Raw genomic sequence first — 24959 nt, 5'->3', positions numbered from 1 at the left:
GCGATTCGCGTGCCCGGCATCTGCGTTTTTAGGCAAAATTCAATGCAAAAATCTCTGGCGAGGCCAGAGATCAAAGGTAGAGTACGAAGGTAAGAATCTGATTAGCGCATATTGACGAAAATGCCGTTGGTGACATTATCGGTCAGACGAACCACATGATAGATCACTTGCTTATTATGCGTTTTAATTTTCCGCTTAATATTTCCTTTATGCGACGACACGGTTTTCGCTTTAATATTCATCTGGTCAGAAATCTGAATTGTCCCTTGTCCAGCCATCCACATCCGTAACATACTCGATTCAGTTCTGCTTAATGATAGCGTGGGCAAGTTAACCACCCCTACATTCTTAACTTCTTTATTCAAATAATCACCCAAAATGTCATCCAGCGACTCGGGCTTAATTGACTTAGAACTGATCAATAAATTTTTACGGACCAACAAATATTCGTCGAAATGGATATTTGCGATCGCCATAAAAACAATAAACAGGGTATCAGGATGCTGATTAATGATTTGCTTAATGTGCTGACTGTTGGCTGGATCGTGAATAAAACAGTCCTCATTAATAAACACCACGCCTGGCTTAAGTGCTTCACAAGCGGTTGCAAGTTCATCAACGGTGTGGATATCGTTGATGTCTCTTTTTCGTACCCCTCTGCTTGCCAGGTACCCGGTTAACCCTAGCCGGGTGTAGCTGCATAAATCCATAATGATCGTTGACATGGCATACCCTCACTCAATGCGTAACGATAATTCACCATCTGCCTGAGAGCTCATAAACAGCCATACGGGATGGAAAAACGTAATAAACCTGTGAGCATGACAAAGTCTTTCAGGCGGACTCACTATCCCGTAAAGTTACGTATAATTTGCCAGGAATCATCTTAAAGTAAAGTAAATATTAAGTATTGTGAGGTGCTTAGAAACAATTAAACCGCGTCAGATATATCCTGGTAGATGTTTTTAAGGTTTTATTTTAAGAATATCCTTAGGAAAACAATAAAAAGAGTACGGGTTATTATTTACGAGGTAATTCGCTGACAATATCCGCTAACAGGTTGAATATCTCGCTGAATAAATGTTCACAGAACGGGGCGATAAGGGGCATCAGTAATGACATTAATAACAGACCGACCGTCAGCGTTACCGGAAAACCGATCACAAATACCGACAGCTGCGGGGCCATTCTGTTCAATAATCCTAAAGCGAGGTTGACCGTAAGCAGCAGCGTAATGATGGGGAGCGCCAGCATCAGGCCGTTGAGGAAAATCAGCCCGGCGGCACGCACCAGCGCCAGGAAGGCGTTGCTGTTCACCGGGGACTCGCCAATCGGCAGGGTGTGGAAGGTATCCACCAGCATGGAAATCAGCCACAGGTGGCCGTTGAACGTTAAAAACAGCAGCATCGCCAGCAGATCGATAATACGCGCCAGCACCGGCATGTTCAGGTGGCTGCCCGGATCGACGAAGGTGGCGAAGGATAAGCCCATTTGCAGGCCGATAAGCTCCCCGGCGGTACGCACGGCGGCAAACGCCAGCTGCATGGTAAAGCCCACGGCCACGCCAATCATCACCTGCTGCATCGCCACCCAGATGGCGTTTGCCGAGACAATCGGAATATCCACCGGAGGCAGCGACGGGGCGACGATTATAGTGATGACGATGCCCAGCCCGACCTTGACCCGCTTCGGAATCGACTTTTCGCTCAGCAGCGGGGCGGTTGAGATCAGCGCCATAATGCGCAGCAGCGGCCAGAAGTAAACCCCCACCCACTGAACCCACTGGTCGCTGGTAATGTGCAGCATCGTCGTATCAGCCGATGATGTACGGCAGATTGGTGAACAGGTTACGCATGTAGTCGAGCAGCAAATTGAGCATCCACGGCCCGGCCACGATAATCGCCACGAACACGGCGATGATTTTCGGGATAAACGACAGCGTCATTTCGTTAATCTGCGTGGCGGCCTGCAAAATGCTGATCACCAGACCGGTGACCAGCGCAACCAGCAGCAGCGGGGCGGCAACGGCAATCGCGACCTTCATCGCCTCCGTGCCCATCATCATGACCGATTCAGGCGTCATTGCGCGCTCCTCAACTGTAGAAACTCTGCGCCAGCGAGCTGACCAGCAGCTGCCAGCCGTCCACCAGCACAAAGAGCATGATCTTAAAGGGCAGGGCGATAGTGGCCGGTGGCACCATCATCATCCCGAGCGCCATCAGCACGCTGGCGATCACCAGGTCGATGATCAGGAACGGAATAAAAATGGTAAAGCCAATCTGGAACGCGGTTTTTAGCTCGCTGGTGACGTAAGCCGGAAGCAGAATTCGCATCGGCACCGCTTCCGGCCCCTGAAGCTCCCCGGTATTCGCCAGACGGGCGAACAGGGCTAAGTCGGCCTCGCGGGTCTGGCGCAGCATAAACTCGCGCAGCGGCTGCGCGCCTTTCTCCAGCGCCACCTGCATGGAGATTTTGTCTTCACTGAAGGGCTGATAGGCGTCGGTATAAATTTTATCGATAACCGGCGACATAATAAAAAAGGTCAAAAACAGCGCCAGGCCGAGCAGCACCTGGTTAGGCGGCGCGGACGGCGTGCCGAGCGCGTTTCGCAGCAGGCCGAAGACGATGATGATGCGCGTAAAGCTGGTCATCATCAGCAAAATGGCCGGAATAAAGGTCAGCGAGGTGATAAAGACCAGCGTTTGCACCGGGAGCGACCAGCTCTGGCCGCCGCCCGCCGTTGGGGTGGATATCAGACCCGGCAACTGGGCGTAGACGGCGGGAGCAAACAGGAACAGGCCGGTAAGCGAGAGGGATAACAGGCGGCGCATCAGGATCTCCCGGAACGCTTAAGCAAACTCTTCATGACGGACTGAAAATCCGCAGGGGCTTGTGCAGCCTCGTCGACCGTGACCGGCGCGGGGGGCAGCGTGTGTAATACGTTGATGCTGGAGGCGGTCACGCCCAGCACCAGCCGGGCATCGTCCACGTCCACGATGACCACGCGCTCGCGCGGCCCAAGCGAGGTGCTGGCGCTGACCTTAAGGCCGCGCGCGGCGGCGGTTTTCCCCGCCAGCCCGAAGCGCTTTGCCAGCCACGCGGCAATCAAAATGAAGGCAATGATTCCGAACAGCGCGCCGCTCACCTGGAGCAGGGGCGAACCGGGAACGTCAGAGGGCTGTGATACGGTTGCCTCGGTTTTCATGCTTAACGGCTCAGGCGACGCATACGTTCGGACGGGGTGATGATGTCCGTGATACGCACGCCGTATTTATCGGCAACAACGACCACTTCACCCTGAGCAATCAGATAGCCGTTGATCAGGATATCCAGCGGCTCACCGGCCAGACCGTCCAGCGCCACCACGGAACCCTGCGTCAGGCGCAGCAGCTCTTTGATGGTCATGCGGGTACGGCCCAGCTCCACGGTCAGCTTGACCGGGATGTCCATGATCAGGTCGATATCCTGCAAGGTGCCGCTGACGTCACCGCCGCCCAACTGCTGGAAGACCGCATCCGCCGCGCTTTTGCTCGGGGTGGATTGTTGCTCGTTTAACGCGTCAGCCCACAGATCGTCCAGTGCTCCGCTGTTTTCATCGGACGGATTGTTCATGTCACTCATTTGGGCTGTTCCTCATTCAGCGAATTCAATATCGGGTTGATCAAGTGCTCAACGCGTAACGCATACTGGCCGTTGATGGTGCCGTACTGGCTTGTCAGCACGGGTACGCCATCGACGTGGGCGATTATGCGGTCGGGTTTTTCTATCGGCAGAACGTCGCCGGGCTGTAATTTCAGGATCTGGGATAACCGCAGCGGGATATCGGCGAAGCTCGCCACCAGCTCAAGCTGGGAGTGCTGCACCTGGCGCACCAGGTTTTCACGCCAGTTCTGGTCTTCGTTGCGGGAGTTCTCCAGCGGCGGGTTCACCAGCAGCTCGCGCAGCGGCTCGATCATGCTGAACGGCAGGCAGATATTAAACTCACCGGTCAGGTTGCCGATCTCCACGTGGAACGGCGTGTTCACCACGATGTCGTTCGGCGAGGTGGTGATGTTGGTGAACTTCACCTGCATTTCGGAACGGACGTACTCCACGTCGAGCGGGTTAATCGCTTTCCAGGCGTCGCTGTAGGACTCCAGCGCCAGCTTCAGCATGCGGTTGATGACGCGCTGTTCGGTGTGGGTAAACTCGCGGCCTTCCACTTTTGTCGGGAAACGACCGTCGCCGCCGAACAGGTTATCCACCGCGATGAAGACCAGGCTTGGGGAGAACACCACCAGCCCGGTGCCGCGCAGCGGTTTCAGATGGATCAGGTTAAGGTTGGTTGGCACCGGCAGGTTGCGGGCAAACTCGTGATACGGCTGAATGCGGATCGCCCCAACGGTGATATCCGGGCTACGGCGCAGCAGGTTGAACAGCCCCATACGGAACTGTCGCGCAAAACGTTCGTTGATGATCTCCAGCGCCTGAAGACGCTCGCGCACCACGCGACGCTGGGTGTTCGGGTCATAGGGACGAATATTGTCATCGCCCGTCACACCCGGCTTGGGATCGTCGTTTTTATCGCTGTCGCCGTTGAGCAGCGCATCGATTTCTGCCTGAGAAAGAATACTGTCGCCCATGTCGTTACCGCAGAATGAAGGCTGTATACAGAACGTCAGTGACTTCCTGCTTAGGTTGGCCGTTTACCAGCGGCGTGGCCAGCGTCTGCTTAATGGCCTCGACCAGCTTTTGCTTGCCGTCGTCGGTGGCAAGGGTAGAAGCATCCTGACGAGAGAACAGCAGCAGCAGACGGCTGCGCACTTCAGGAAGGTAATCGTTCAGACGAGAACGGGTCGCTTCGTCTTTCAGGCGCAGCGTGATGCCGACGTAAAGCACACGATCCGCATCGCCCAGGTTTACGGTAAAGGTATCCAGCGGGAAGAAGACCGGGATCGGCGGCGGTGTCGGTTCAGCTTTGGCAGCGGCGGTGTTCGGTTCCTGCTGCATACGCCAGTAACTATAGCCAGCGGTGGCGCAGGCGGCGAGCGTGATCAACACCAGCAGCGGGATCCAGATGGAGCGCTTGCTTTTTTTGGTGATTGCGGAGTCAGTCATCTGATACGAGCTTCCTGTTTGGGTACTGCTTAATAGAGTGATTATCCCGTGTCCGCCTTATCTCAAAGCGTGGAAAAGACGGGGATAATCACGCTACCTCTGGCGTTTAGGCAAAGATATCTACGGCCCCGTTACCCCGCGCGGCGGATTGCAGGGAGGCCGGGACGGCCAGCAGTTCATCGCTTTCGTCGTTAAACCCCTGCTGGCCGGAGCGTGAAGACTGGTGCTGCTGCTGGGAAGCAGACTGCTGCTGGCCGGAGAAACTCTCGCTGCTGACGCTGCTTTGCGACAGCTGAATACCGCTTTCCGCCAGCGACGTGCGCAGCATCGGTATCGCCGCTTCCAGCGCCGCGCGCACGTGGCTGTGCGGTGACACCATCTGGAGCTGGGCCTGGTTGTCATCAAGCTTGAGGGAAATCTGCACCTGACCCAGATCTTCCGGATGCAGGCGAAGCTCCGCCGTCTGCTGGCCCTGACGGGTGAACAGGGTGATGTGCTGGCTCAGATTTTGCTGCCACTCGGGCGTCCCCAGCGGCTGGCTCAGCACCGGGGCCGTTGCCACGGTCGCGGCAGGCTGAGAGGCGGGCTGTGCGCCCACGACAGGGGCCAGCGTGGCCGTTGGGCTGGTGGCGGTAGACTGCGCGGTGAGATCGGTTTTTTCCACCGCAGCGGCGACCGCCGGGGTCAGCGGCGCGTTATTCGCATCAGCTGCCACAGGCTGGAATTGCGCCAGGGTCTTTTCATGGCCCGCGTTGGTGGCGTTGTTCAGCAGGGGCTGTTGTCCACTGCCGCTCTGGGTCATAGCCGAGGCGGTCAATGCCTGAGTAGCGACACCTTCTGCTTTTGGCGCTGTGGTTACGGGCATAGCGGCCTGCTGGTGCGGCAGCATCGCCATCAGCGCGCTTAAGCCCGCCAGCTCTTCGTCATTCAGGTCGGTTTTCGCGTCCTCTTTTGCCGCCGTCTGGGTCAGGCTTTTCAGCGCATCGCCGTGGGTGGCAGGCACCAGCCCGGAGACCAGGCTTTGCAGGGAGGTCGCCTGCGCCGTGTCATCGGCGGCAAGCGGTGCCTGGCGCGCCAGCAGATCGGCGATTTTCGCCGCCAGAGGGCTGTCGGCATTTTTATCCTGCGCCACCTTTGCGAGCTTGCTTCCGGCGGCTTTCAGATCGGCTAACGTGAGCGGCGCATCCTTGCCCTGGCCGGTGGACTCGGTCAGCGCGCCCGCCAGCAGAGAGAGAAAGTCTTGCGCACCCTCGGTGCCTTTCCCGGTCTGCGTGCCGCCAGACGGGTCGCTGTCGGTCATCAGCAGTTGTTGCAGTGTGATCATTCAGGTTTCCTCATTGATGCGCGCTGGGCAAACTCATCCATTTTTTTCTGATCGAGGCGGTTTTCCGCCAGGGTCGTTGCCGCTACCTGCCGGTCCTGCAAGGTTTGCCAGGCCTGTAGCCGCTGCTTTTTCTCGCGCCAGAAGTTGAGCGCGGTATCGACTTTTTGCGTCCACTGGTTCAGTTGCAGGCGATGCTGTTCAATCGCCTTTTCGAGCGTCTGGATAAACTGCTGATAGTTGATCCAGCGCTGGCTGCCAATGCCCTGCGTCATGTCGGTATTGAGGTTGGTGCGATACTCATGCTGATAGTCGATTAACATCTTCAACTGCTCTTCAGCCTGCTGGCACCCACGGCGCATTGCGCCAAGCTGCAATGCGGCATCGTCCACCTCTTTTTCAGCCAGATCTTTTAGCGTTGATAACGCGCTGTTTTGCGCCATGACCTTCGCCCTCCACCTGTGTTACACCTGCGGGAAAATCAGCTCCAGAGCCTGGATCGAATCTTCCCAGTCGGCACGTTCGAAAATACCCTGTTGCAGAAACGCCTCCAGCTGCGGCCAGAGCGTAATCGCCTTGTCGAGCATCGGGTCGCTGCCTTTGGCATACGCGCCCACGCTTACCAGATCGCGGTTACGCTGGAAGCTGGAAAGCAGCTGTTTGAAGTTACGCACGCGGGCGTAATGCGGCTCGCTAATCAGCGCCGTCATCGCACGGCTGATCGAGGCTTCAATATCGATGGCCGGATAGTGCCCGGCTTCCGCCAGCCGCCGCGACAGCACGATGTGACCGTCGAGGATCGCACGCGCGGAGTCGGCAATCGGATCCTGCTGGTCATCGCCTTCGGTCAGTACCGTATAAAACGCGGTGACCGAGCCGCCGCCGCTGATGCCGTTCCCCGCACGCTCAACCAGCGCGGGCAGCTTGGCAAACACCGACGGTGGATAGCCTTTGGTTGCGGGCGGTTCGCCGATCGCCAGAGCGATTTCACGCTGCGCCATCGCGTAGCGGGTGAGCGAGTCCATGATCAGCAGGACGTGCTGCCCACGGTCGCGAAAATCTTCGGCAATACGGGTGGCGTAGGCGGCACCCTGCATTCGCAGCAGCGGGGACACGTCCGCAGGGGCGGCAATCACCACCGAGCGGGCGCGACCTTCGGCACCGAGAATGTTTTCGATAAAGTCTTTTACTTCACGACCACGCTCGCCGATCAGCCCCACGACGATCACGTCCGCCTGGGTGTAGCGCGCCATCATGCCGAGCAGCACCGATTTACCGACGCCGGAACCGGCAAACAGCCCCATACGCTGCCCGCGACCGACGGTCAGCAGGGCGTTGATCGGGCGCACGCCGGTATCCAGCACGTGTTCGATAGGGGTTCGTTGCAGCGGGTTGAACGGCTGGGTGATCAGCGCCCCGGTTTCGGTGGTGTCGGGGGAGGGGAGCCCATCGAGCGGCTTGCCGCTGCCGTCGAGCACGCGGCCCAGCAGCGCCGGGCCGAGCGGCAGCTGTTTGCCGCTTTGCAGACCGTCGCCCGCGATGTTTTTCGCATACACGCGCGCGCCGGGCAGAATGCCCTCGACCTCTTCAAGCGGCATCAGAAACAGGCGCTGGCCGTTAAAGCCCACCACTTCGCTTTCTACTTCGCGGGTTTCGCTCCCGTCCTGGCGTTCAATGACGCAGGTCGCGCCGAGGGGCAGTTGCAGGCCGGTGGCTTCCAGCACCAGACCCGTTGCACGGGTCAACCGCCCGTAACGACGCACGGACGGCAGCTGAGCCATCTTCGTTTCGAAGTTATCGAGCGTGGTGAGCCAGCGCGTGAGGCGTGCGGTCATCAGACGACTCCCGGTGCCGCCAGGCGGCACAGTTCCTGCCAGCGGGTGGCGACGCTGGCGTCCAGATCGCCCTCGTCGGCAGAGACTTTGCATCCGCCGTGGTGTAACGACGGATCCCCGCGCAGGCGCCAGCCGTGCAGGCTGAGGGTCGCGCCGAGGCTTTCTTCAACGCGCTGCAAATCGTCCGGATGAACGCGCAGCTGGGGTTTACCGCTAAACAGCGGCTCCTGCTGGAGCAGGCCCTGAATCTGTTTGATTAACGCCGAGTTATCGACCGTCGGGGTCTGACCGATCACCTGACGCGCGGCCTCCAGCGCCATCTGCATCAGGCGCGAGGCGATCACGCTGTCCAGCGCGTCCAGGGTATTCTGGAACTCGCTGACCAGCTGCTGCATCCGGGCGTGAAGTGGTGCCTGCTGCTGGCGCGCCTGCTCGATCCCTTGCTCAAGACCCTGGGCCAGCCCTTCCTGATAACCCTGCTGGTGGCCCTGCTGCCGTCCTTCGTTCATTCCCGCGTTGAACCCCTGCTCGTGCGCCTGCATTTGCATCTGTGCAAGCATCTGCGCGCGCTGCTCTTCTTCGCTGAGCACGGGGGGCTCCTCGCCGACTTCGCCCTCGTCGGGCGAGGTCATGGCAGGGACGAACTCGGTGAGAGGAGGGGCCAGATCGTCAGGCGTCCAGCGCTTCCACGGCAGCTCATTAGACATAGGTATCGTCCCCGCTGCCGATCACCATCTCGCCGGTTTCTGCCAGACGACGAACGATAAGCAGGATCGCTTTCTGTTCGTTTTCCACCTGGGACAGACGCACCGGGCCGCGGTTGGCCAGGTCGTCGCGCAGGATATCGGCGGCACGCTGGGACATGTTGCGCAGGAACTTCTCGCGCAGCGGCTGTTCGGCACCCTTGAGGGCGATAAGCAGCGATTCGGAGTCCACTTCCTGAAGCAGGCGCTGGATGCTGCGATCGTCCACTTCGACCAGGTTTTCGAACAGGAACATCTCGTCGATAATTTTCTGTGCCAGCTCGCCGTCGAACTCGCGAACCGCGGTAATGACCGCCTCTTCCTGCTGGGTTTTCATCAGGTTGATGATCTCCGCCGCCGTTCTCACGCCGCCCATTTTGCTGCGCTTGAGGTTCTGGCCGTCGAGCAGGTTGTTCAGCACTTCGGTCAGCTCCGCCAGCGCCGCTGGCTGGACACCGCCGAAGGTGGCGATACGCAGCATCACGTCGTGACGCAGGCGCTCTTCGAACAGCGCCAGAATATCCGCCGCCTGGCCGCGCTTGAGGTGAACCAGGATAGTCGCGATGATCTGCGGATGCTCGTCGCGAATAAGGTCGGCGGCGCTCTGCGGCTCCATAAAGTTGAGCGTTTCGATGCCGCTGGCGGTATCGCGGGTTTCCAGAATATCTTCCAGCAGGCTGGCCGCACGCTCTTCGCCGAGCGCCTTGACCAGCACCGAGCGCAGGTATTCGTTGGCGTTGACGTTGAGCGCCGCAAACTGTTCGGCTTCCTGCTCAAACTCGGCCAGCACCTCGGTCAGCTGTTTATTGGAAATCTGACGCACGTTAGCCATCGCCGCGCTGAGGATCTGGACCTCCCGCTGGGAGAGGTGTTTGAACACCTCTGCCGCGCGGTCTTCGCCAATGGTCATCAGCAGGATGACGCTTTTATCGGTGCCCGTAAGCGTATTACTCATGTTCGTTACCCATCCACCCGCGGATGACCAGCGCCACAACGCGCGGATCGTTATCTGACATTTCGCGAATACGTTGACTCATCACTTCAGCCCCCATACGCTGGTTAGCGCGGCGCTGCTGCATTTGTTCGTCTGTGCTCAGGCGAACCTCAACGGCTTCTTCCACTTCCTGACGCGTATTCATCTGCTCAAGCGCGGCTTTCTCTGCGGCAGCACGACGCTGAAGCTGAGGACGCACACCCTTGCGCCACAGCAGCCATGCCACAATCAGCACCAGCAGCCAGCGACCGGCAGACATCAGCTGATCGATAAACGCCTGCTGTTGCCAGAACGGCAGTTCCCCACCGGTTTCATCAACCGAGTTGAACGGTGAGTTCACCACGTTGAGGGTGTCGCCACGTTTTTCCGAGTAGCCCATCGCCTCGCGGGTCAGGTCTTCGATCTGTTTCATCTGCTCGGCGGTCAGCGGCAGAGGCTTACCGTCCGGCAGGGTTTTGTAGTTCACCACTACCGCAACGGACAGGCGCTGGATGTCGCCCACGTTCAGCTTGGTGTGACGAATCGTACGGTCGACTTCGTAGTTTGTGGTCTCGTTACGGCTGGTGGTACGCGGACCCGCGCTGTTCGCCGTTGAGGTGGTCTGCTGGGTATTCTGCTGACCATTTTGTTGACCGTTCTGCTGATTCGCCGGCGGCGTAGAGATTGGCGCCGCGTTCGCCGGGGCAGGCTGGTTAGAGAGCGCACCCGGCACGCCGCCAGGATACTGACCGCCAATCTGCTCGTTAGAATTGATCTGGCGCGAGCGCATCACCGCCTGCGAGGCGTCGCCGTTCGGGCTGTACTGCTCTTCGGTCTGCTCTTTATTGGCGAAGTCGATCTGTGCGGTCACCTGCGCGTGAACGTTGCTGTTCCCGACCACCGGGCCAAGAATCGCTTCGATACGGCGCTGCAAACGGCCTTCAACGTCGGCGGCGTATTTAAGCTGCGCGTCGTTCAGGTCACGACCTGCCGAGTTGTTTTGCGTCAGCAGATGGCCGCTCTGATCGACCAGGGTCACGTTGCCCGGCGGTAGACCGGCGACGGCGCTGGAGACAAGGTGAGTGACCGCGCTGATTTGCCCTTCGTCCAGCGCACGGCCAGGTTCAAGGTTGACGGTAACGGACGCAGACGGAGACTTTTGTTCACGGACAAACAGGGAGGGTTTCGGCATCGCCAGATGCACGCGGGCGCTTTTGACCGGGCCTAAGGTTTCAATGGTGCGGGCAAGCTCGCCTTCCAGCGCGCGCTGGTAGTTAACCTGCTCGCTGAACTGGCTGATACCGAATTTTTCCTGATCCAGCAGTTCAAAACCGACTGCGCCGCCTTTTGGCAGCCCCTGCTGGGCCAGACGCAGACGTAATTCATGGACCTTATCCGCCGGAACCTCAAGCGCACCGCCGTTATCGGCAAAGCGATACGGGATGTTCATCTGGGTCAGCTGGGTAACGATGGCACCGCCATCCTGGTCGGAAAGGTTGCTGTAAAGCGTGCGGTAGTCAGGGCTTTTTGCCCACAGGACCATCGCGACAATAATCGCAATTGCGGCAGCGCCTGCCACGATCAACGGGATTTTAGGGTTCGCGCGAAGGCGGTTCATCCACTCAAGTGATTTATTCTGCGGTGCTGTCGATGCTGTCGCACTCATTGCACACCTCTTAAATCCTGGTGGTTTACGTTATTCGTGTAGAGAAACAAAACTGACTCCCGGGTCGGCAAACACGACAAAAGTTCCATACTTATGGCCCTGCCATTATTTGACGATTCGGGATTTTCTATGCGTCAAATAACCTGGTTTTTTCACGCTATTTACCGCCTTTATCTTATTGACAAGCTGTTAGTCTTGACCGCGTAAAAAACCATCCAGGGGAGAGTCATGGCTATACAGGGCATTGAAGGGGTCATTAGTCAGTTGCAGGCAACGGCGATGACGGCCCGTAATCAGAACGTGGCGCAAGAGCAGCCAACCATCAGCTTTGCCGGACAACTGCACGCTGCGCTTGACCGTATCAGCGATACGCAGACGGCGGCACGCACCCAGGCGGAAAAATTCACCCTCGGCGAGCCGGGCGTGGCCCTTAACGATGTGATGACCGATTTGCAAAAAGCGTCGGTGTCGTTGCAGATGGGTATCCAGGTAAGGAATAAGCTAGTGTCGGCTTATCAGGAAATGATGGGCATGCAGGTTTAGGTTGTCTAACTAAATGATAATTCTAGTTAATACCCCTCCTATCCCACAGCGTGGGGCATGGATGGGGCAAACTCACTGAATTTCTGGTTAAGGATGAGTACCTGGTCCTGATTATTTTTGGCTATAAAGGGTCTGTACACCGGATGCAAAATTCGAATTTGTTGGCACCGGTATCTAAAACCAGTAAGAGTGCATTGATAGGCACGGCGAAAGCGAAAACTTCATTTTGCATAGCAGTTTCACATGTATGGTAGACAGTGCTAATAGCGTAAAACCTCACCTTGAAAATATGCACTTTGGACCGTGAACTGTGAGGGAGTATTTATAAAATGGTGTGGTTATAATGATTATTATTGTACATGATTAATAAAACCCGCCTCTCGGCGGGTTTTATATTTAAGCAGTAACGGTTTTTAACAAACGCGATTTATTTAGATGGTTCTCTAGCATCTTACCAAAACGAATGCATGGCTTCTCAATATAAAAATGCAACAGCGTGCCTGCAATCATAGTTATTGATAACATCATAAGGAATCGCCCCATTCCAGAAGAGTGCATATAAAAATCCGGATTATAGAAATTCATTAGATTAATGAAAAAATAATGGGAAATATAGATTGAGAATGAAACGTCACCTAAAAATGAAAGTGTTCTGTTTTCATTGAAGCCGATTGTCTTTTCGTAAAATAGAAAACCAAACAGCAATACTGCAGATATAATACCAGCACGATCTAAGCCAAAACCATTCAAACTACCAACAAAATAATAGGTTATAAAAAATCCAATTGTGGAATAAAGTATGAATAATGAGGTTCCATTACTTACAGAAAATTTCACTCGATGATAAACTTCATAGTATAACATCCCAACAATAAACTCTAATAGGAGAGGTGATGAGATAAAACGTAAAAATCCAAAAGCAGGATTATCAATAGGCACATTCGCAGCTGAAGGGCCACTCAATGATATTTCACCGTTATAATATATCTGTAATAAAAAAACTGTTACTACTAAAAAGCAAGATGTTAATGTTGTTCTGTATTTATGACTAATTGCCATAGCTAAAGCAAAAACTGCATAGAAGTATATCTCGTAGGTCAAAGTCCATGCAGGTCCTAAAACATTATACCCGAATCCAGGTGAGTCCTGTGCATAATCCCTATGCATAAAAAGGAATGCTCTTACTAAATTTTCTGATGGATTATACTGATAAACAGTAATTACACCAATTGTAAAAACAACAAAAAAAGCTGGATATATTCTAAAGAATCGACGCAGAGCAAACACTAAATTAGAAGTTCGGTTTCGGGTTGAAAGAGCTATTATGAAACCGCTTATCATAAAAAATAAGTCAACGCCAAATGCAGCAGAGCCGAATAACATTTGGCCGAAATCTTGCTGCACATAAACACCATTCAGATAAGATCTGAAATGGAAAAAAACTACAAATATACCTGCAATTCCTCGCAGGTTATGAATTGATAGAATTTTATTGTTCATAATGTTTACTTTTATCTGATTATGATGTTCTTTGATAATTTAAATAAGGATACATATTGTAACAGTTAATGGAACAACTATCGACTATATAGCCATTTTTTTTATGTGCGTATTCATGTGTATACATACAGTAAAAAACTTAAAGTAGATCATGAGATATACCACATGACAAAATAATGAGTAGAATGCCGTCTATTTACTATCGTTTTGAAAAAAAACGGGCCCCAGGGTTGGGGTTCTAGTGTAATGTTTGCTCCTTATGCTGAGGCTGGCTTCAGAAAATGCAAGGTAAGGTGTTTCAATGGTATGACGCATTTTGCTAACCGATGAGTAAAGACCCAACTGCGTATATCGGCAAAATTATCAAATGAGAAGATTAACGATAATATCGTCGGTATGATGGCCCAAATCATCTTTCTAATGTTAAGATTTTTTAATTTAGATATTAATGTACAGCGACCCTAAATAAGCAAAAGAATAAACGTGATATACTAATTTTTATGGTTCCCAGCCCCTTTGAAGGGGCTGAGATTATTATTTGCTTTTTAAATTTAACTTTTTGTTGATATTTTCGTCAGGGATTATTTTTATTTCAAAATAATTTTTTATTAAACCGTTAGATCTAAGCGTGTCTCCAATTGCCCTACCACGCGTTAAAGGGAAAGGCCAGTTATCACCTTGGCCAATCTTAGGAACCCTTACTTCCACAGAAGTCTGATTGTTAATATCTGCATCTATCACTGTTTGGATAATATTGTTAGAGATAGTATAAGCTTCACTAAATTTCATATTCATATCATGCGGCTCTCGTAAAGATGTCTTTTTAGTAACAACCACATTTAATAAGAATAAAACTAACATAGGAAGTATATAATGTATAATTTTATTTTGCTTTGATATTTCAGCAATTGATGAAAAACAGGCAATCATCATAAATAGGAATATACCATACATTGCAACGGGGCGCGAGGCATAACCTGCGCCAGCTTTTGAGCATATTAAAATAAGTGATATTGTACTAATAAACAAAGAAAGTAATGAAACCCAAAAAATCGTTGTAAAGGAATTATACATTCGCGATTTAATGTAAAAAATTGAATAGATACAACCTATTAAAGTCATCACCACGATAAGTGTAGCGAACAAATAATTCATCGTGGCTAACAATGAAAACAATGAGCTCAGACTTTCAGGTATTCTAAGGTGATCTTTTCCAATTCGCCCTGCACGCCCGCCGTTCATTTCAAATATAGCTGAGATGATGAAAAGTAATATTGCAAAGATATGGATAGGGTGCTGAAGAAAACTCATATTTCTATATTTAAGCGAATTAATCAATGGAGGGATTAGTGAAACGCCACAATATACAGCTAAAAATACACTCGAGAAAATGTTAGAAAAGATGCAAAGATAAATAGCCAAAACAATCCCACCGACCTTCGTTGGATGCAGCAAAGAAAGATTAGCGTAAGTAAGATCATTCCGCATTAAGTAAAGGACCATCGAACCATTAATTAAAGCGGGTGTGAGGTAATGGAAATAGCAAGTAAGTCCCGCTTCCCATAACAAGTAAGGACTTCTATTATCGTTAAGAGTTTTAAATGCACCAAATAAAAAAAGGAAACATATGAATGTTATTATTAAAGATACAGTATTGTCTGCACCAATTTTATTTTTCATTAACAAAAAAAACTGAATGAGAAATATGCATGTGAGTAAGGATATAAAAATGGCTGTCGTAATTGAAATGGCCGTCAGAAAATCATAACCAAAAGGCATTATTACAAAAGCTGAAATTTGTCCTATTAAAGGAAGGGTTAACTCAGGCACAACTTTACTTGGATTAAAACCGGCCCATTCAGGAATAGCTTCACGATAGAAAGGAAGATTTATCCAATCATCACCTGAAGCAGCTGTAACTGGATGAATATATCTGAAAAAAAAGAAAATCATAATGCAAATGAAAAAGAAAAAAATCGTATTGGTTATGGATTCTTTAGCATTTTTTTTTGCTAACATAACGTCCCTATTTCCTTTTATTAGTATTGATGAAAGATGAAATTTTATCTGATCGAATTCCATTGTGTTGGTTAGATTCGGACTTATTTTAACCCACCGGTGGAATATTAAAAAATATTAGCACTACAGACAAAATTAGCTAAATATTGCGAATTCAACCAAAATCGTATTGTAACTATAACACATTACTATCACACAATCATTATCCTCTTCTTGAAGTCTACATCTTTCATAACATAATTGATATATTTACTTTCTTAATGAAATCAATTTGATTCACCTTCGGTTTAATTTAATCATTGTTTCATTAAAAATGGTCAAACCATACCCGGTGTACTTTTATAAGTTCAATACAATAAAATCCTAGATTTTATTTTGTAGATATAATAACTGCAATTTTAGATATAATCGTAATTTGACATTTGTATTTGAAATTCCTTCAGCTAGTTTTGGGGCGGTTAGCCCCATTTATTGTAAGTAACCTATAGGCAGTTTTTACTTCCTAAATATACAAGTAATGTCAGGTTATCACTGTAAACAGTATACTGTGGTGTAATGTATACCTTATTCATTTTATTGCTACATGCTTTTTTTGCTAGGTCGGAGGCGATTACTCTTCCTTTAGACGAAAATTTAACGTTTTTTACTCCATTATTAGTTAATGCCTGACTTAATGTCATATCATAAAAGTTATTTTTTGCGTGGCGTATAATTGGAAAGGCTTTCATGGTTGTTCCGCTAGACCAAGAGTTGTCGGTATAACCGAAAATGTATATATTTTTATTTTCTGATGAGGTTGATAGATATTGACCCAAAGAAAAGAGTACATATGAGTCATACTGTCTCTGTTGATACAATGCTGATGACATTGCATAAATCGTTGTAAAAGAAACAATCAATAAACAAGCCGCTGAAATTGCTGAAATATTTTTTAGTAAGGCATTACTGTACGATGCAAGTGTAAGCATTAGAAAAATTATGAAAGCAATAGGGAATAGCACCCTTAAAGGATAGTACCCATTACTCAGTATTAAGTTTACACCAACTGCACAAAGCAAAATCGCCAAAGGCGAGAACAATAATAATAGTACCTTCAAGTATTTATTAGTCTTATCTTTACCTAAAATATTTACTATTAAAACCTTAAGATAACAACAAATGAAAATGATGAAGATACCAATTAAAATTGAAAAACCTATTCTTCCGTATGAGTCCCAAACGATCTCTGAAATAAAATTAAGTCCAGAAACCATATTTTTTATAAGTGTTTCACCTAGCCCGTTGATTTCCCCTCTGCTCTCGGTTTTTTTAATAGTCAACTTAACTACGAAAGCAAAATAAAAAATGCATGAGATAACAATCATCAGCAGTGATTTAAAAACATAACTCGGCTTAAACTCTTCCGTAGAACTGTTTTTAATGAATGAAGATATTACCAACAATGGAAAAATTGCAATGGCTGGTTGATAAAAACATAGACTGCAGATAAGTAAAATAAATACTTGGAATAATTTAGCGTGATTGAATTTCTCCCACGCAAGGACAGAAAACATTATTGAAAATGCCATCGACAAAGAATCAAATCGATATAGCATATTACCTAATACGAGCGGGTTGATTACTGTAGTTGCAGATATCAAAAGTGCACCTAACGTGACTTTACTAAATGCATTTCTGATCAATATCAAAATTGAGAAAGAAAAGATAAAAATACTCAAAAGCTGTGGTAGCGGTGTAACATCAGCTAGGACACTAGAATTTAGAGTTAAAAACATAGCCAGCCACTCGGTAAGTGGTCTGCCTAATTCTGTCCATCCAAAATAACCCTTGATTGAACGAGTGATATCATCAACAAAATAAATGCGTTCGCTTATTAAGGGGTAATAAGCAAACAGAATCAAACAAAAGGAAATCAATCCTGCTTTATAAAGTGATAATTCTTTATTTATTAACTTAAACATCTTTCTTCCTGCTCAGGATATAACGAGGACGATTTTTTACCTCGACATAGATTCTTCCAATGTATTCTCCGAGAACACCGATACCAATTAATTGAATACCTCCCAGGAATAATATTGAAACAAGCATGGAAGGGTACCCTCGAACCGGGTTTCCAAAAGCGAGAGTGTCAACAATCATCCATGCACCATACAGGAATGCAATGCCCGCAACAAACAGGCCAATATATGTCCACATACGCAATGGAAAAGTTGAAAAGCTAGTGATACCTTCAAGGGCCAAATTCCATAATTTCCAGCCATTAAATTTTGTGCTGCCTGCGACTCGTTCCGCGCGGGCATATTCAACAACTTCAGTTGTGCCGCCTACCCAGCTTAAAACGCCTTTCATGAACAAATTCCGCTCGGGCATTTTTTTTATATTATCAACAACCTCCCGGGACATAAGACGGAAGTCGCCGACATTTTCTTCAATTTTAGGGTTACTTATTTTATTATGAAGTTTATAGAACCATTCAGCGGTTTTACGTTTCAATCTTCCATCGGTGGAGCGGTCGGTACGTTTTGCAAGGACAATATCAGCACCCGATTGCCATTTCTCAATTAAATGAGGTATCACTTCAATCGGATCTTGTAAATCAACATCAATTGGTATTATGGCGTCACCAGTTGCATGGTCTAATCCTGCAAAAAGTGCAGGCTCTTTACCAAAATTACGCGTAAATGTCAGAGGTATGACTTGAGGATCAGCGGCTGCCAAAGCCCTAATAATAGATTCCGTGGTGTCTTTACTACCATCATTAATAAAGATGATTTCGATACTGTACTGCTTTAAAGGTTCAAATTCACGTACGGTTTGGTAGAAGATAGGAATTGCTTCTTCTTCATTATAGACCGGAACAACAAGAGAAATTTTCATTTTGCATCCCTAAAAACAATGAATTTTGAATAAATAAAGCCGCAGATGAGACTGATAGCGGAAAACTCAATCAGAGTAATGAGTGGATTAATGTTGTAGTGATCTGAAATCTTGCCTGAAACGAAGCTAAGTAGCCCCATAAAACTGACAAAAAGGATGTAGCCTTTTCCTGTTGCTTTTGTCCTAAACGTATATCTGGCATTAGCGAAGAAGGAGAAGGTAACAGCAATAATGAAAGCAACTACGTTGCTGATTGCCTGATCATACCGAAATAGGGTGACAAGCAGACCAAAGATTAACCAATGAATCCCTGTGTTGATTACACCCACTGAAATGTAGCGTGAAAAAAGTTTAATCATTATCGTAATCAGTAAATTTTTAAAGTTTGTAAGTCTACCACTTAGTATTTTTCTGATCGAGTGTTAGAGCTAGCAGTTTCTCAGTTTATGAATTTGTGGGTGTGTGACGCACAGTCCTATCTTCCACTGGCACCCCTCTCGCTTTAATGCCACAATCTTTTCTTTCTTCGCACGCAGGAAAGATGATGAAAAAGATAGCAATTGCTGGCGCGCTGCTGGCGCTGACCGGGTGTGTTCAGGTGGATAACTACCAGGAAGTGATCAAGCATCCTGTGCCTGCAAATCTGGCGGGATACTGGCAGTCGAAAGGGCCGCAAAGCAAAATGGTCAGCCCGGAGGCGATTGCCACGCTGGTAGTGACGGAAGAGGGGGATACGCTGGACTGTCGTCAGTGGCAGCGCGTGCTGGCGGTGCCGGGCAAAATCATGCTGCGCTCTGACAGCTACTACAACGTGACCCGCAAGCTGGATATCTATCCGCTGGAACGCGACGGGGCGACGCTGGAATATGACGGGATGGAGCTGCAAAAGGTGGATCGCCCGACGGTGGAGTGTGCCGATTACCTGAGCAAAAACCCGCTGGAAAGCAAGCTGCCGTAAGTATTGTTGCCGGGTGAGGCATAGCCGCCACCCGGCAGTGTTTTACAGCACGTCCTCTAATACCCAGACGCTAACGCTTCCCCCGTTGCAGAAGAACGTCGCTTCACCCTCCGCTCCGGTGGTCACGGTTTCTTCGCGGTTGCCGAGGAAATCTTTCCAGGTTTTGTTGCCGTAGTTCTCGCCAAGGCAAATTGTTTTCTCTCCGTCATCACCATTTGACATCACCACCACGCAGCCCGGCGCGTCGTCGGTGCCGCTGCGGCTGAACGCAATGCAGTTTGGATGATCGAAGAACAGCGTCTGCACACCGTGAGCAAACCGCTGGCGGGCCAGGATCAGCTCGTGCAGCTGTTCGATAACCGGCATATCGATGTGATACGTTTCGCCATCGCCACCCGTATCGTCGTAGCTCGCGCCAAACAGATCCGGGTAGAACACGCTCGGTACGCCGTTTTCACGCAGCAGGATCAGCGCGTAGGCCAGCGGTTTAAACCAGGATTCAACCGGCGCTTCCAGCGCCTGTAACGGCTGGGTGTCGTGGTTGGCAACCAGCGTCACCGCGTGGAAAGGATCCGCCTCGACCAGCGTGCCGGTGAAAATCTGGCTCATATCGTAGTCGCGGCCCTGACGGGAGGCCTCGTGGAAATTCATTTGCAGAGGGGCGTCAAACAGCATCGTTTTGCCCTCTACCTGATGAATATAGGTCTGCAACTTATCCACTTCATGCGACCAGTATTCCGCGACGATGAACAGCGGCTGCTCCGCCACTTCCTGAACGTGTTCAATCCACTCCTTATAGAACCACGCCGGAATGTGCTTCACCGCGTCCAGGCGGAAACCGTCACACTGCGTCTGCTCCATCACCCAGCGCGCCCAGTATTTAATCTCCTCGGTCACCGCGTGGTTGCGGAAGTCGATATTCTCGCCCATCAGGTAATCGAAGTTACCCATCTCGTCATCAACCTGATCGTTCCAGCCTTCGCCGGTATAGTCGTTGACGATTTTATAGATGCCGTCCTCGGTCGGGTTCTCGATATGATCGATGCCGCTAAAGCATTTGTAATCCCAGACGAACTCCGAATATTGGCCAGCGCGGACGGGGAAGGTGTAGCGCGTCCACGCTTCGCATTCGATGATTTCGTCGTCGATCTGCGTGCGGTCCTGCTCGTTTACCCGCTGTACGCGTACCGGCTCTTTCTCATCGGCGCCCATCTTGTGGTTCACCACCACGTCCAGCAGCACGGCGATATTATTGCTTTTAAGCGCCTGAATAGCCTCAAGCAGCTGTCCCTTATCGCCATATTTGGTGGCAACCGAGCCTTTTTGATCGAACTCGCCCAGGTCGAAAAGATCGTAAGAGTCATAGCCGACGGAATAGCCGCCCGATGCGCCTTTATAGGCCGGGGGGAGCCAGATCATATTAATGCCGATTTCGTTTAGGTTGGGGGCTAAGGCTGCTACTTCCGGCCACAGTTCACCGCCAGTGGGGTAATACCAGTGAAAACATTGCAATAAGGTTGGGTTGCGCATGCACCATCTCCATGAGGTCGCGAAATTCAAGTATGGAGTAGCTTTTGCAGAAATGCCTGGCGAACGAAGCGGATAAGATTCGCTCGCCAGCTAAGTGGCTAATTTGAATCGAGATTACTTTGTGGAATAAGAACGTGTCCGCCCTGATTGCTGTAGGTGGACATCACTGATTTCTGTATCGAGTTTTGCCCAACCAGCTTCGCCAGTTCGTCCATTCTCTTTTGCAGCAGCGTTTTCACCTGGCCTTCATTATCCAGAATCACGCGGAGCGTGGGCCGAAGCTGTTCCTGCAACTGCGAGGAAGGTTGGATCTCTTCCGTAAGCCGAGCCAGCGAGTGCACCGCGTTGACATAGTCGGTTTCACAGCTGATAAGGTCATCCCACAATCCCTGGCGAGCCAGCCGCAGCATCAGCTGGCTCTGCTCAAGGAGCTGTTGATAAAGAGAATAAAGTTGCGGTGCATTACTCATTAGACGGCGTCCTGAATCAGTTGTGGCGAACCGGCAACCTCCTTCCACCCGTCAGCGATATTGCGCAGCAAGGTTTCCACCTCTTCGATGGCGCTGGCGTCGTTATTCACGTTGGCGTGCAGAAGGCGTCTTACCATATAGGCATAAAGGGCAATCAGGTTTTGCGTCAGCTCATCGCCATTATTTTCCACCAGGCCCAGCTTGAGCCCGTTTTCGATAATGTTGATGGCTTTTGACAGCGCCAGCCCTTTTGCCGGGATATTGCCGTCTACCAGGAACAGACGCGCGCGTACCAGCGCGCTGAGGGCTCCATCAAATAGCATGATAACCAGCTGATGCTGGCTGGCGCTCATCACCGCGCTTTCAACCTCTATTTTTGCGTAGGCTTGCGTGCCTTTTGCGCCGTACATGTTATCCCCCTCGGGTATGATTAGCGTTTACTACTTGCTGCTGGACGACGTGCTTTCGAACTGCTGCGTCAGGTAGCTGCTGGTGTTGTTCAGTGACGTCATCAGTACGTCCAGTTGGGTAAACTGGGCTTTGTACTGTGCCACTCGTGCGTCAATACGGGTGCTTACGGCGTTGTACTGCTCGGTCAGGTTGTTCAGCGTTTTGCTGACGCCGTCTTTAGCTGCCTGAATAATGCCTTTGCTGGAGAGCCAGTCGGTCAGGTTGGTCGCCATGTTGGTGGTGATGCCGGTAGTTTTACCGTCGCCCACAATCAGGTCTTTTACCGCCAGCGGGTTGTCCTTCAGCGTTTTTTCAAGCTTAGTGCTGTCCAGCGTCAGCTTACCGGTGCTCGGATCGGAGGTAATGCCGAGCTGAGACAGCGATTTATACGCCGTACCGCCCGCTGAGTTAGTGAGCAGCGCCTTCAGCTGAGTCTGAATCGTGCGCAGCGTGGTGTCGCCAAGCAGGGCGCCGTTGCTGGAATCCTGAGCGTCCGTTCCCGCATCCACTGCCGTATATTTGGTCAGGGAGGCGAAGCTGTCCTGCAACGTGTTGTAGGCATCCACCCAGGCCTTCAGCGCACTTTCTGCCTTCGACGTATCTTTTGTGATATTCAGCGTCTGGTTGCCGGTGGTGACGTCGTTCAGGGTCAGGGTGATATCTTCCAGCGCGTCGCTGATGGTGTTGCTGCTGTTTTCGATATCAACGTTGTTCACCTTCAGCTTCGCGTTCTGCGCGGTCACGCTTTCGGTCATACCGTTGCTGCCGTCGGTGCTGGTGCCGTTGTAGCCCATAAAGGATTGCAGGGCGCTGTCGCCGCTTACGGCAATGCTTACCGCGTTGTCTGCACCGGTTTCGGTCGAGGTAATTGACAGACGATACTGCCCGTTCCCGACGTTAATAATACTGGCGGTCACGCCGGCATCGGCCTTGTTAATCGCATCACGAATGCCGGTCAGCGAGGAATTAGCCGCGCTGATATCCACCGTTACCGGATCTTTTCCGTTCCCGGCGGTAAAGGTGATTTTGCTGTCCGATGAGGCGATCGCCGTTTTGTTGTCAGCCTGCGTGTTTTTGGTCGTCAGCGTCTGCGCCTGGGCCAGCTGCGACACGCTGATGGTGTATTTACCCGCAATCGCGCTGCCGGTCGTGGTGGCGCTAAACGCTGTTGTGCTGCTCGACGTGCTGGTGGCGGTAAACAGGTCGGCTTTATTCAATGCGGTATTGGCAGTCTGAAACGCTTCCAGCGAGCTTTTTAACGTGCCGTAAGCGCTAAGCTTGGCGGTATAAGATGTCTGCTGTTTGGAGATAGGGGTCAGCTGCGTTTTCTCAGCGGCGGTCAGGCTGTCTAAAATATCACTTAATTGCAGACCCGAACCCACTCCCAGCGTTGAAATACTTGCCATATTTAATCCTTAATCTGTTGACACGTAGAACGAATACTGGGGTTATCGGCCTCATTGCGGGAAAGTTTACGGCGAATTTCTTTTTTTTAATGGCGGGAATAACGCTAATAGAGAAGAGTAATTCTGTGGCTAAAAAAATTATCGCGATCCTGAAAAAAAATCTAAAGGTTGGTTTGGACCAGACGATAACACCTTTGACGGCGATGAAGCCGAAGGGTGGAAACCCAAATCTCATCCACAGATTTGATGAACAACAGGAAACGTAATCATGGCACAGTACATTAATACCAACAGCCTCTCGCTGATCACTCAGAACAACATCAACAAGAACCAGTCCGCTCTGTCTTCTTCTATCGAGCGTCTGTCTTCTGGTCTGCGTATCAACAGCGCGAAAGACGATGCTGCTGGTCAGGCGATCGCTAACCGCTTCACCTCTAACATCAAAGGTCTGACTCAGGCTGCACGTAACGCGAACGACGGTATCTCTCTGGCACAGACCACAGAAGGCGCACTGTCTGAAATCAACAACAACTTGCAGCGCGTTCGTGAGCTGACCGTTCAGGCTTCTACCGGTACCAACTCTGAATCTGATCTGTCTTCAATTCAGGACGAAATTAAATCCCGCTTGTCTGAAATTGATCGCGTATCTGGCCAGACTCAGTTCAACGGCGTGAACGTACTAGCCAAAGATGGCAAAATGAACATTCAGGTTGGCGCAAACGATGGTCAAACCATCACTATCGATCTGAAAAAAATTGACTCATCAACTTTAAGTCTTTCTTCTTTCGATGTTACCAATTTGGGTGCCAGCGTCGAAAATGGTAGTACTATCAACAAGCAAGTTACCATCGCTGATGCAAACTTCACTGACACTAACGGTGGTGGAGCAACAGGTCTGCAACTGGTAAGCGAAAATGGTAAAAACTATGTAAAAGATGGTACTGATTACTATGACGCTACCATCAATTCTAAAACTGGTACTATCACGTTTAATTCCACAGCAGTCTCTGGTGATACAGTTACAGCAGCAGCTACAGCAGTTACCACGATTGGTAAAGATGTTACCCTGAATACTGCTGCACTTGCTGCCAATCAATCACTTATTCAGTATAAAGATAGCAATGGTGATGCTGCATACCTGGTACAAACCAAGGATGCTACGACAAATGCGTTAAGTTATAACACTGCTACAATTGCAGATACTGGAGTTCTTACTGTTGGTGCAGCGACTACTGCTCCTGCGAACTTAACTGCAGATCCTCTGAAAGCTCTTGATGATGCGATTGCTCAGGTTGATAATTTCCGTTCTTCCCTGGGTGCTGTGCAGAACCGTCTGAGCTCTGCCGTAACCAACCTGAACAACACCACCACCAACCTGTCTGAAGCGCAGTCCCGTATTCAGGACGCCGACTATGCGACCGAAGTGTCCAACATGTCTAAAGCGCAGATCATCCAGCAGGCCGGTAACTCCGTGCTGTCTAAAGCTAACCAGGTTCCTCAGCAGGTTCTGTCTCTGCTGCAAGGCTAATCGCCTGAATAAGCTTAAACCCCGCTTCGGCGGGGTTTTTTAC

Annotated in this window: 26 protein-coding genes and 1 pseudogene; 4 read left to right on the top strand and 23 right to left on the bottom strand. The window is 50.4% G+C overall.

Features of this window, described 5'->3' with window-relative positions:
- Positions 1-101 precede the first annotated feature (101 nt).
- The 14 genes and pseudogenes from rcsA to fliF all read right to left on the bottom strand — a co-directional run bounded on the left by rcsA (position 102) and on the right by fliF (position 11635).
- A complete protein-coding gene (gene rcsA / locus ACSVHP_RS19330) occupies positions 102-725 on the bottom strand; it encodes a transcriptional regulator RcsA (RefSeq protein WP_234674361.1) in 624 nt (207 codons plus the stop codon).
- Positions 726-965: 240 nt separating this feature from the next.
- Positions 966-1806: pseudogene (gene fliR / locus ACSVHP_RS19325) on the bottom strand (flagellar biosynthetic protein FliR).
- 7 nt (positions 1807-1813) lie between these two features.
- Positions 1814-2083 (bottom strand): flagellar biosynthesis protein FliQ, encoded by a 270-nt coding sequence (fliQ, locus tag ACSVHP_RS19320; protein WP_234674363.1) that lies wholly within the window; start codon positions 2081-2083, stop codon positions 1814-1816.
- Between the two features lie 10 nt (positions 2084-2093).
- Complete coding sequence (fliP, locus tag ACSVHP_RS19315; RefSeq protein ID WP_447552743.1) at positions 2094-2831, bottom strand: flagellar type III secretion system pore protein FliP; 738 nt, start codon at positions 2829-2831, stop codon at positions 2094-2096.
- Entirely contained in the window at positions 2831-3205 is a 375-nt protein-coding gene (gene fliO, locus ACSVHP_RS19310) for a flagellar biosynthetic protein FliO (RefSeq protein ID WP_447552742.1), read from the bottom strand. Before fliO ends, fliP begins: the two co-directional genes overlap by 1 nt.
- A gap of 2 nt (positions 3206-3207) precedes the next feature.
- Positions 3208-3621: a flagellar motor switch protein FliN gene (fliN, locus tag ACSVHP_RS19305; protein WP_028019594.1), complete on the bottom strand. Its 414-nt coding sequence runs from the start codon at positions 3619-3621 to the stop codon at positions 3208-3210.
- A complete protein-coding gene (fliM, locus tag ACSVHP_RS19300) occupies positions 3618-4622 on the bottom strand; it encodes a flagellar motor switch protein FliM (protein WP_234674367.1) in 1005 nt (334 codons plus the stop codon). Before fliM ends, fliN begins: the two co-directional genes overlap by 4 nt.
- 4 nt (positions 4623-4626) lie before the next feature.
- A complete protein-coding gene (gene fliL / locus ACSVHP_RS19295) occupies positions 4627-5097 on the bottom strand; it encodes a flagellar basal body-associated protein FliL (protein WP_234674368.1) in 471 nt (156 codons plus the stop codon).
- Positions 5098-5203: 106 nt separating this feature from the next.
- Positions 5204-6421, bottom strand: coding sequence for a flagellar hook length control protein FliK (gene fliK / locus ACSVHP_RS19290; protein WP_447552741.1), 1218 nt, complete (start codon positions 6419-6421; stop codon positions 5204-5206).
- Positions 6418-6861: a flagellar export protein FliJ gene (gene fliJ, locus ACSVHP_RS19285; protein ID WP_181619954.1), complete on the bottom strand. Its 444-nt coding sequence runs from the start codon at positions 6859-6861 to the stop codon at positions 6418-6420. The genes fliK and fliJ overlap by 4 nt, the downstream gene beginning before the upstream one ends.
- A 21-nt stretch (positions 6862-6882) precedes the next feature.
- Complete coding sequence (gene fliI, locus ACSVHP_RS19280; protein WP_447552740.1) at positions 6883-8253, bottom strand: flagellar protein export ATPase FliI; 1371 nt, start codon at positions 8251-8253, stop codon at positions 6883-6885.
- Positions 8253-8960, bottom strand: coding sequence for a flagellar assembly protein FliH (gene fliH / locus ACSVHP_RS19275; RefSeq protein ID WP_447552739.1), 708 nt, complete (start codon positions 8958-8960; stop codon positions 8253-8255). The genes fliI and fliH overlap by 1 nt, the downstream gene beginning before the upstream one ends.
- Entirely contained in the window at positions 8953-9951 is a 999-nt protein-coding gene (gene fliG, locus ACSVHP_RS19270; protein ID WP_089599455.1) for a flagellar motor switch protein FliG, read from the bottom strand. Before fliG ends, fliH begins: the two co-directional genes overlap by 8 nt.
- Positions 9944-11635: a flagellar basal-body MS-ring/collar protein FliF gene (gene fliF, locus ACSVHP_RS19265; RefSeq protein WP_447552738.1), complete on the bottom strand. Its 1692-nt coding sequence runs from the start codon at positions 11633-11635 to the stop codon at positions 9944-9946. Before fliF ends, fliG begins: the two co-directional genes overlap by 8 nt.
- Positions 11636-11863: 228 nt before the next feature.
- On the opposite strand from fliF, the gene fliE reads away from it, so the two are divergent.
- Positions 11864-12178 carry a flagellar hook-basal body complex protein FliE gene (gene fliE, locus ACSVHP_RS19260; protein WP_234674374.1) on the top strand — a complete coding sequence of 105 codons (315 nt, stop codon included), beginning with the start codon at positions 11864-11866 and terminating at the stop codon, positions 12176-12178.
- A gap of 396 nt (positions 12179-12574) precedes the next feature.
- Here the strand turns inward: fliE and ACSVHP_RS19255 are convergent, their stop codons facing one another.
- The 5 genes from ACSVHP_RS19255 to ACSVHP_RS19235 all read right to left on the bottom strand — a co-directional run bounded on the left by ACSVHP_RS19255 (position 12575) and on the right by ACSVHP_RS19235 (position 18933).
- Positions 12575-13678, bottom strand: coding sequence for an acyltransferase family protein (locus tag ACSVHP_RS19255; RefSeq protein WP_447552737.1), 1104 nt, complete (start codon positions 13676-13678; stop codon positions 12575-12577).
- Between the two features lie 534 nt (positions 13679-14212).
- The gene (locus ACSVHP_RS19250; RefSeq protein WP_447552736.1) at positions 14213-15697 is read right to left on the bottom strand and encodes a hypothetical protein; all 1485 of its coding nucleotides are present in this window, start codon (positions 15695-15697) and stop codon (positions 14213-14215) included.
- 482 nt (positions 15698-16179) lie between these two features.
- Positions 16180-17658, bottom strand: coding sequence for a glucosyltransferase domain-containing protein (locus tag ACSVHP_RS19245; RefSeq protein WP_447552735.1), 1479 nt, complete (start codon positions 17656-17658; stop codon positions 16180-16182).
- A complete protein-coding gene (locus ACSVHP_RS19240) occupies positions 17651-18574 on the bottom strand; it encodes a glycosyltransferase family 2 protein (RefSeq protein WP_447552734.1) in 924 nt (307 codons plus the stop codon). Before ACSVHP_RS19240 ends, ACSVHP_RS19245 begins: the two co-directional genes overlap by 8 nt.
- Complete coding sequence (locus ACSVHP_RS19235; RefSeq protein ID WP_447552733.1) at positions 18571-18933, bottom strand: GtrA family protein; 363 nt, start codon at positions 18931-18933, stop codon at positions 18571-18573. The genes ACSVHP_RS19240 and ACSVHP_RS19235 overlap by 4 nt, the downstream gene beginning before the upstream one ends.
- 185 nt (positions 18934-19118) lie before the next feature.
- On the opposite strand from ACSVHP_RS19235, the gene yedD reads away from it, so the two are divergent.
- Positions 19119-19532: a lipoprotein YedD gene (gene yedD / locus ACSVHP_RS19230; RefSeq protein ID WP_447552732.1), complete on the top strand. Its 414-nt coding sequence runs from the start codon at positions 19119-19121 to the stop codon at positions 19530-19532.
- Between the two features lie 42 nt (positions 19533-19574).
- Here the strand turns inward: yedD and amyA are convergent, their stop codons facing one another.
- From amyA to fliD, 4 genes are all read right to left on the bottom strand, one after another.
- Entirely contained in the window at positions 19575-21062 is a 1488-nt protein-coding gene (amyA, locus tag ACSVHP_RS19225; protein ID WP_447552731.1) for an alpha-amylase, read from the bottom strand.
- Positions 21063-21160: 98 nt separating this feature from the next.
- On the bottom strand, positions 21161-21532 hold the full coding sequence (fliT, locus tag ACSVHP_RS19220; protein WP_447552730.1) for a flagella biosynthesis regulatory protein FliT: 372 nt from the start codon (positions 21530-21532) through the stop codon (positions 21161-21163).
- Entirely contained in the window at positions 21532-21942 is a 411-nt protein-coding gene (gene fliS, locus ACSVHP_RS19215; protein ID WP_234674378.1) for a flagellar export chaperone FliS, read from the bottom strand. Before fliS ends, fliT begins: the two co-directional genes overlap by 1 nt.
- Before the next feature lie 30 nt (positions 21943-21972).
- Positions 21973-23388 (bottom strand): flagellar filament capping protein FliD, encoded by a 1416-nt coding sequence (gene fliD, locus ACSVHP_RS19210; protein WP_447552729.1) that lies wholly within the window; start codon positions 23386-23388, stop codon positions 21973-21975.
- 125 nt (positions 23389-23513) lie between these two features.
- Here fliD and ACSVHP_RS19205 point away from each other — a divergent pair, with 125 nt between their 5' ends.
- Both ACSVHP_RS19205 and ACSVHP_RS19200 read left to right on the top strand, forming a co-directional pair.
- On the top strand, positions 23514-23654 hold the full coding sequence (locus ACSVHP_RS19205; RefSeq protein WP_234674380.1) for a hypothetical protein: 141 nt from the start codon (positions 23514-23516) through the stop codon (positions 23652-23654).
- A 2-nt stretch (positions 23655-23656) separates the two neighbouring features.
- Entirely contained in the window at positions 23657-24916 is a 1260-nt protein-coding gene (locus tag ACSVHP_RS19200; RefSeq protein ID WP_447552728.1) for a FliC/FljB family flagellin, read from the top strand.
- Positions 24917-24959 lie beyond the last annotated feature (43 nt).

The organism is Enterobacter sp. 186315, assembly GCF_053290175.1.
Note: the sequence above shows the minus strand (reverse complement) of the source record. Positions and strands in the feature narration are given on the sequence as shown.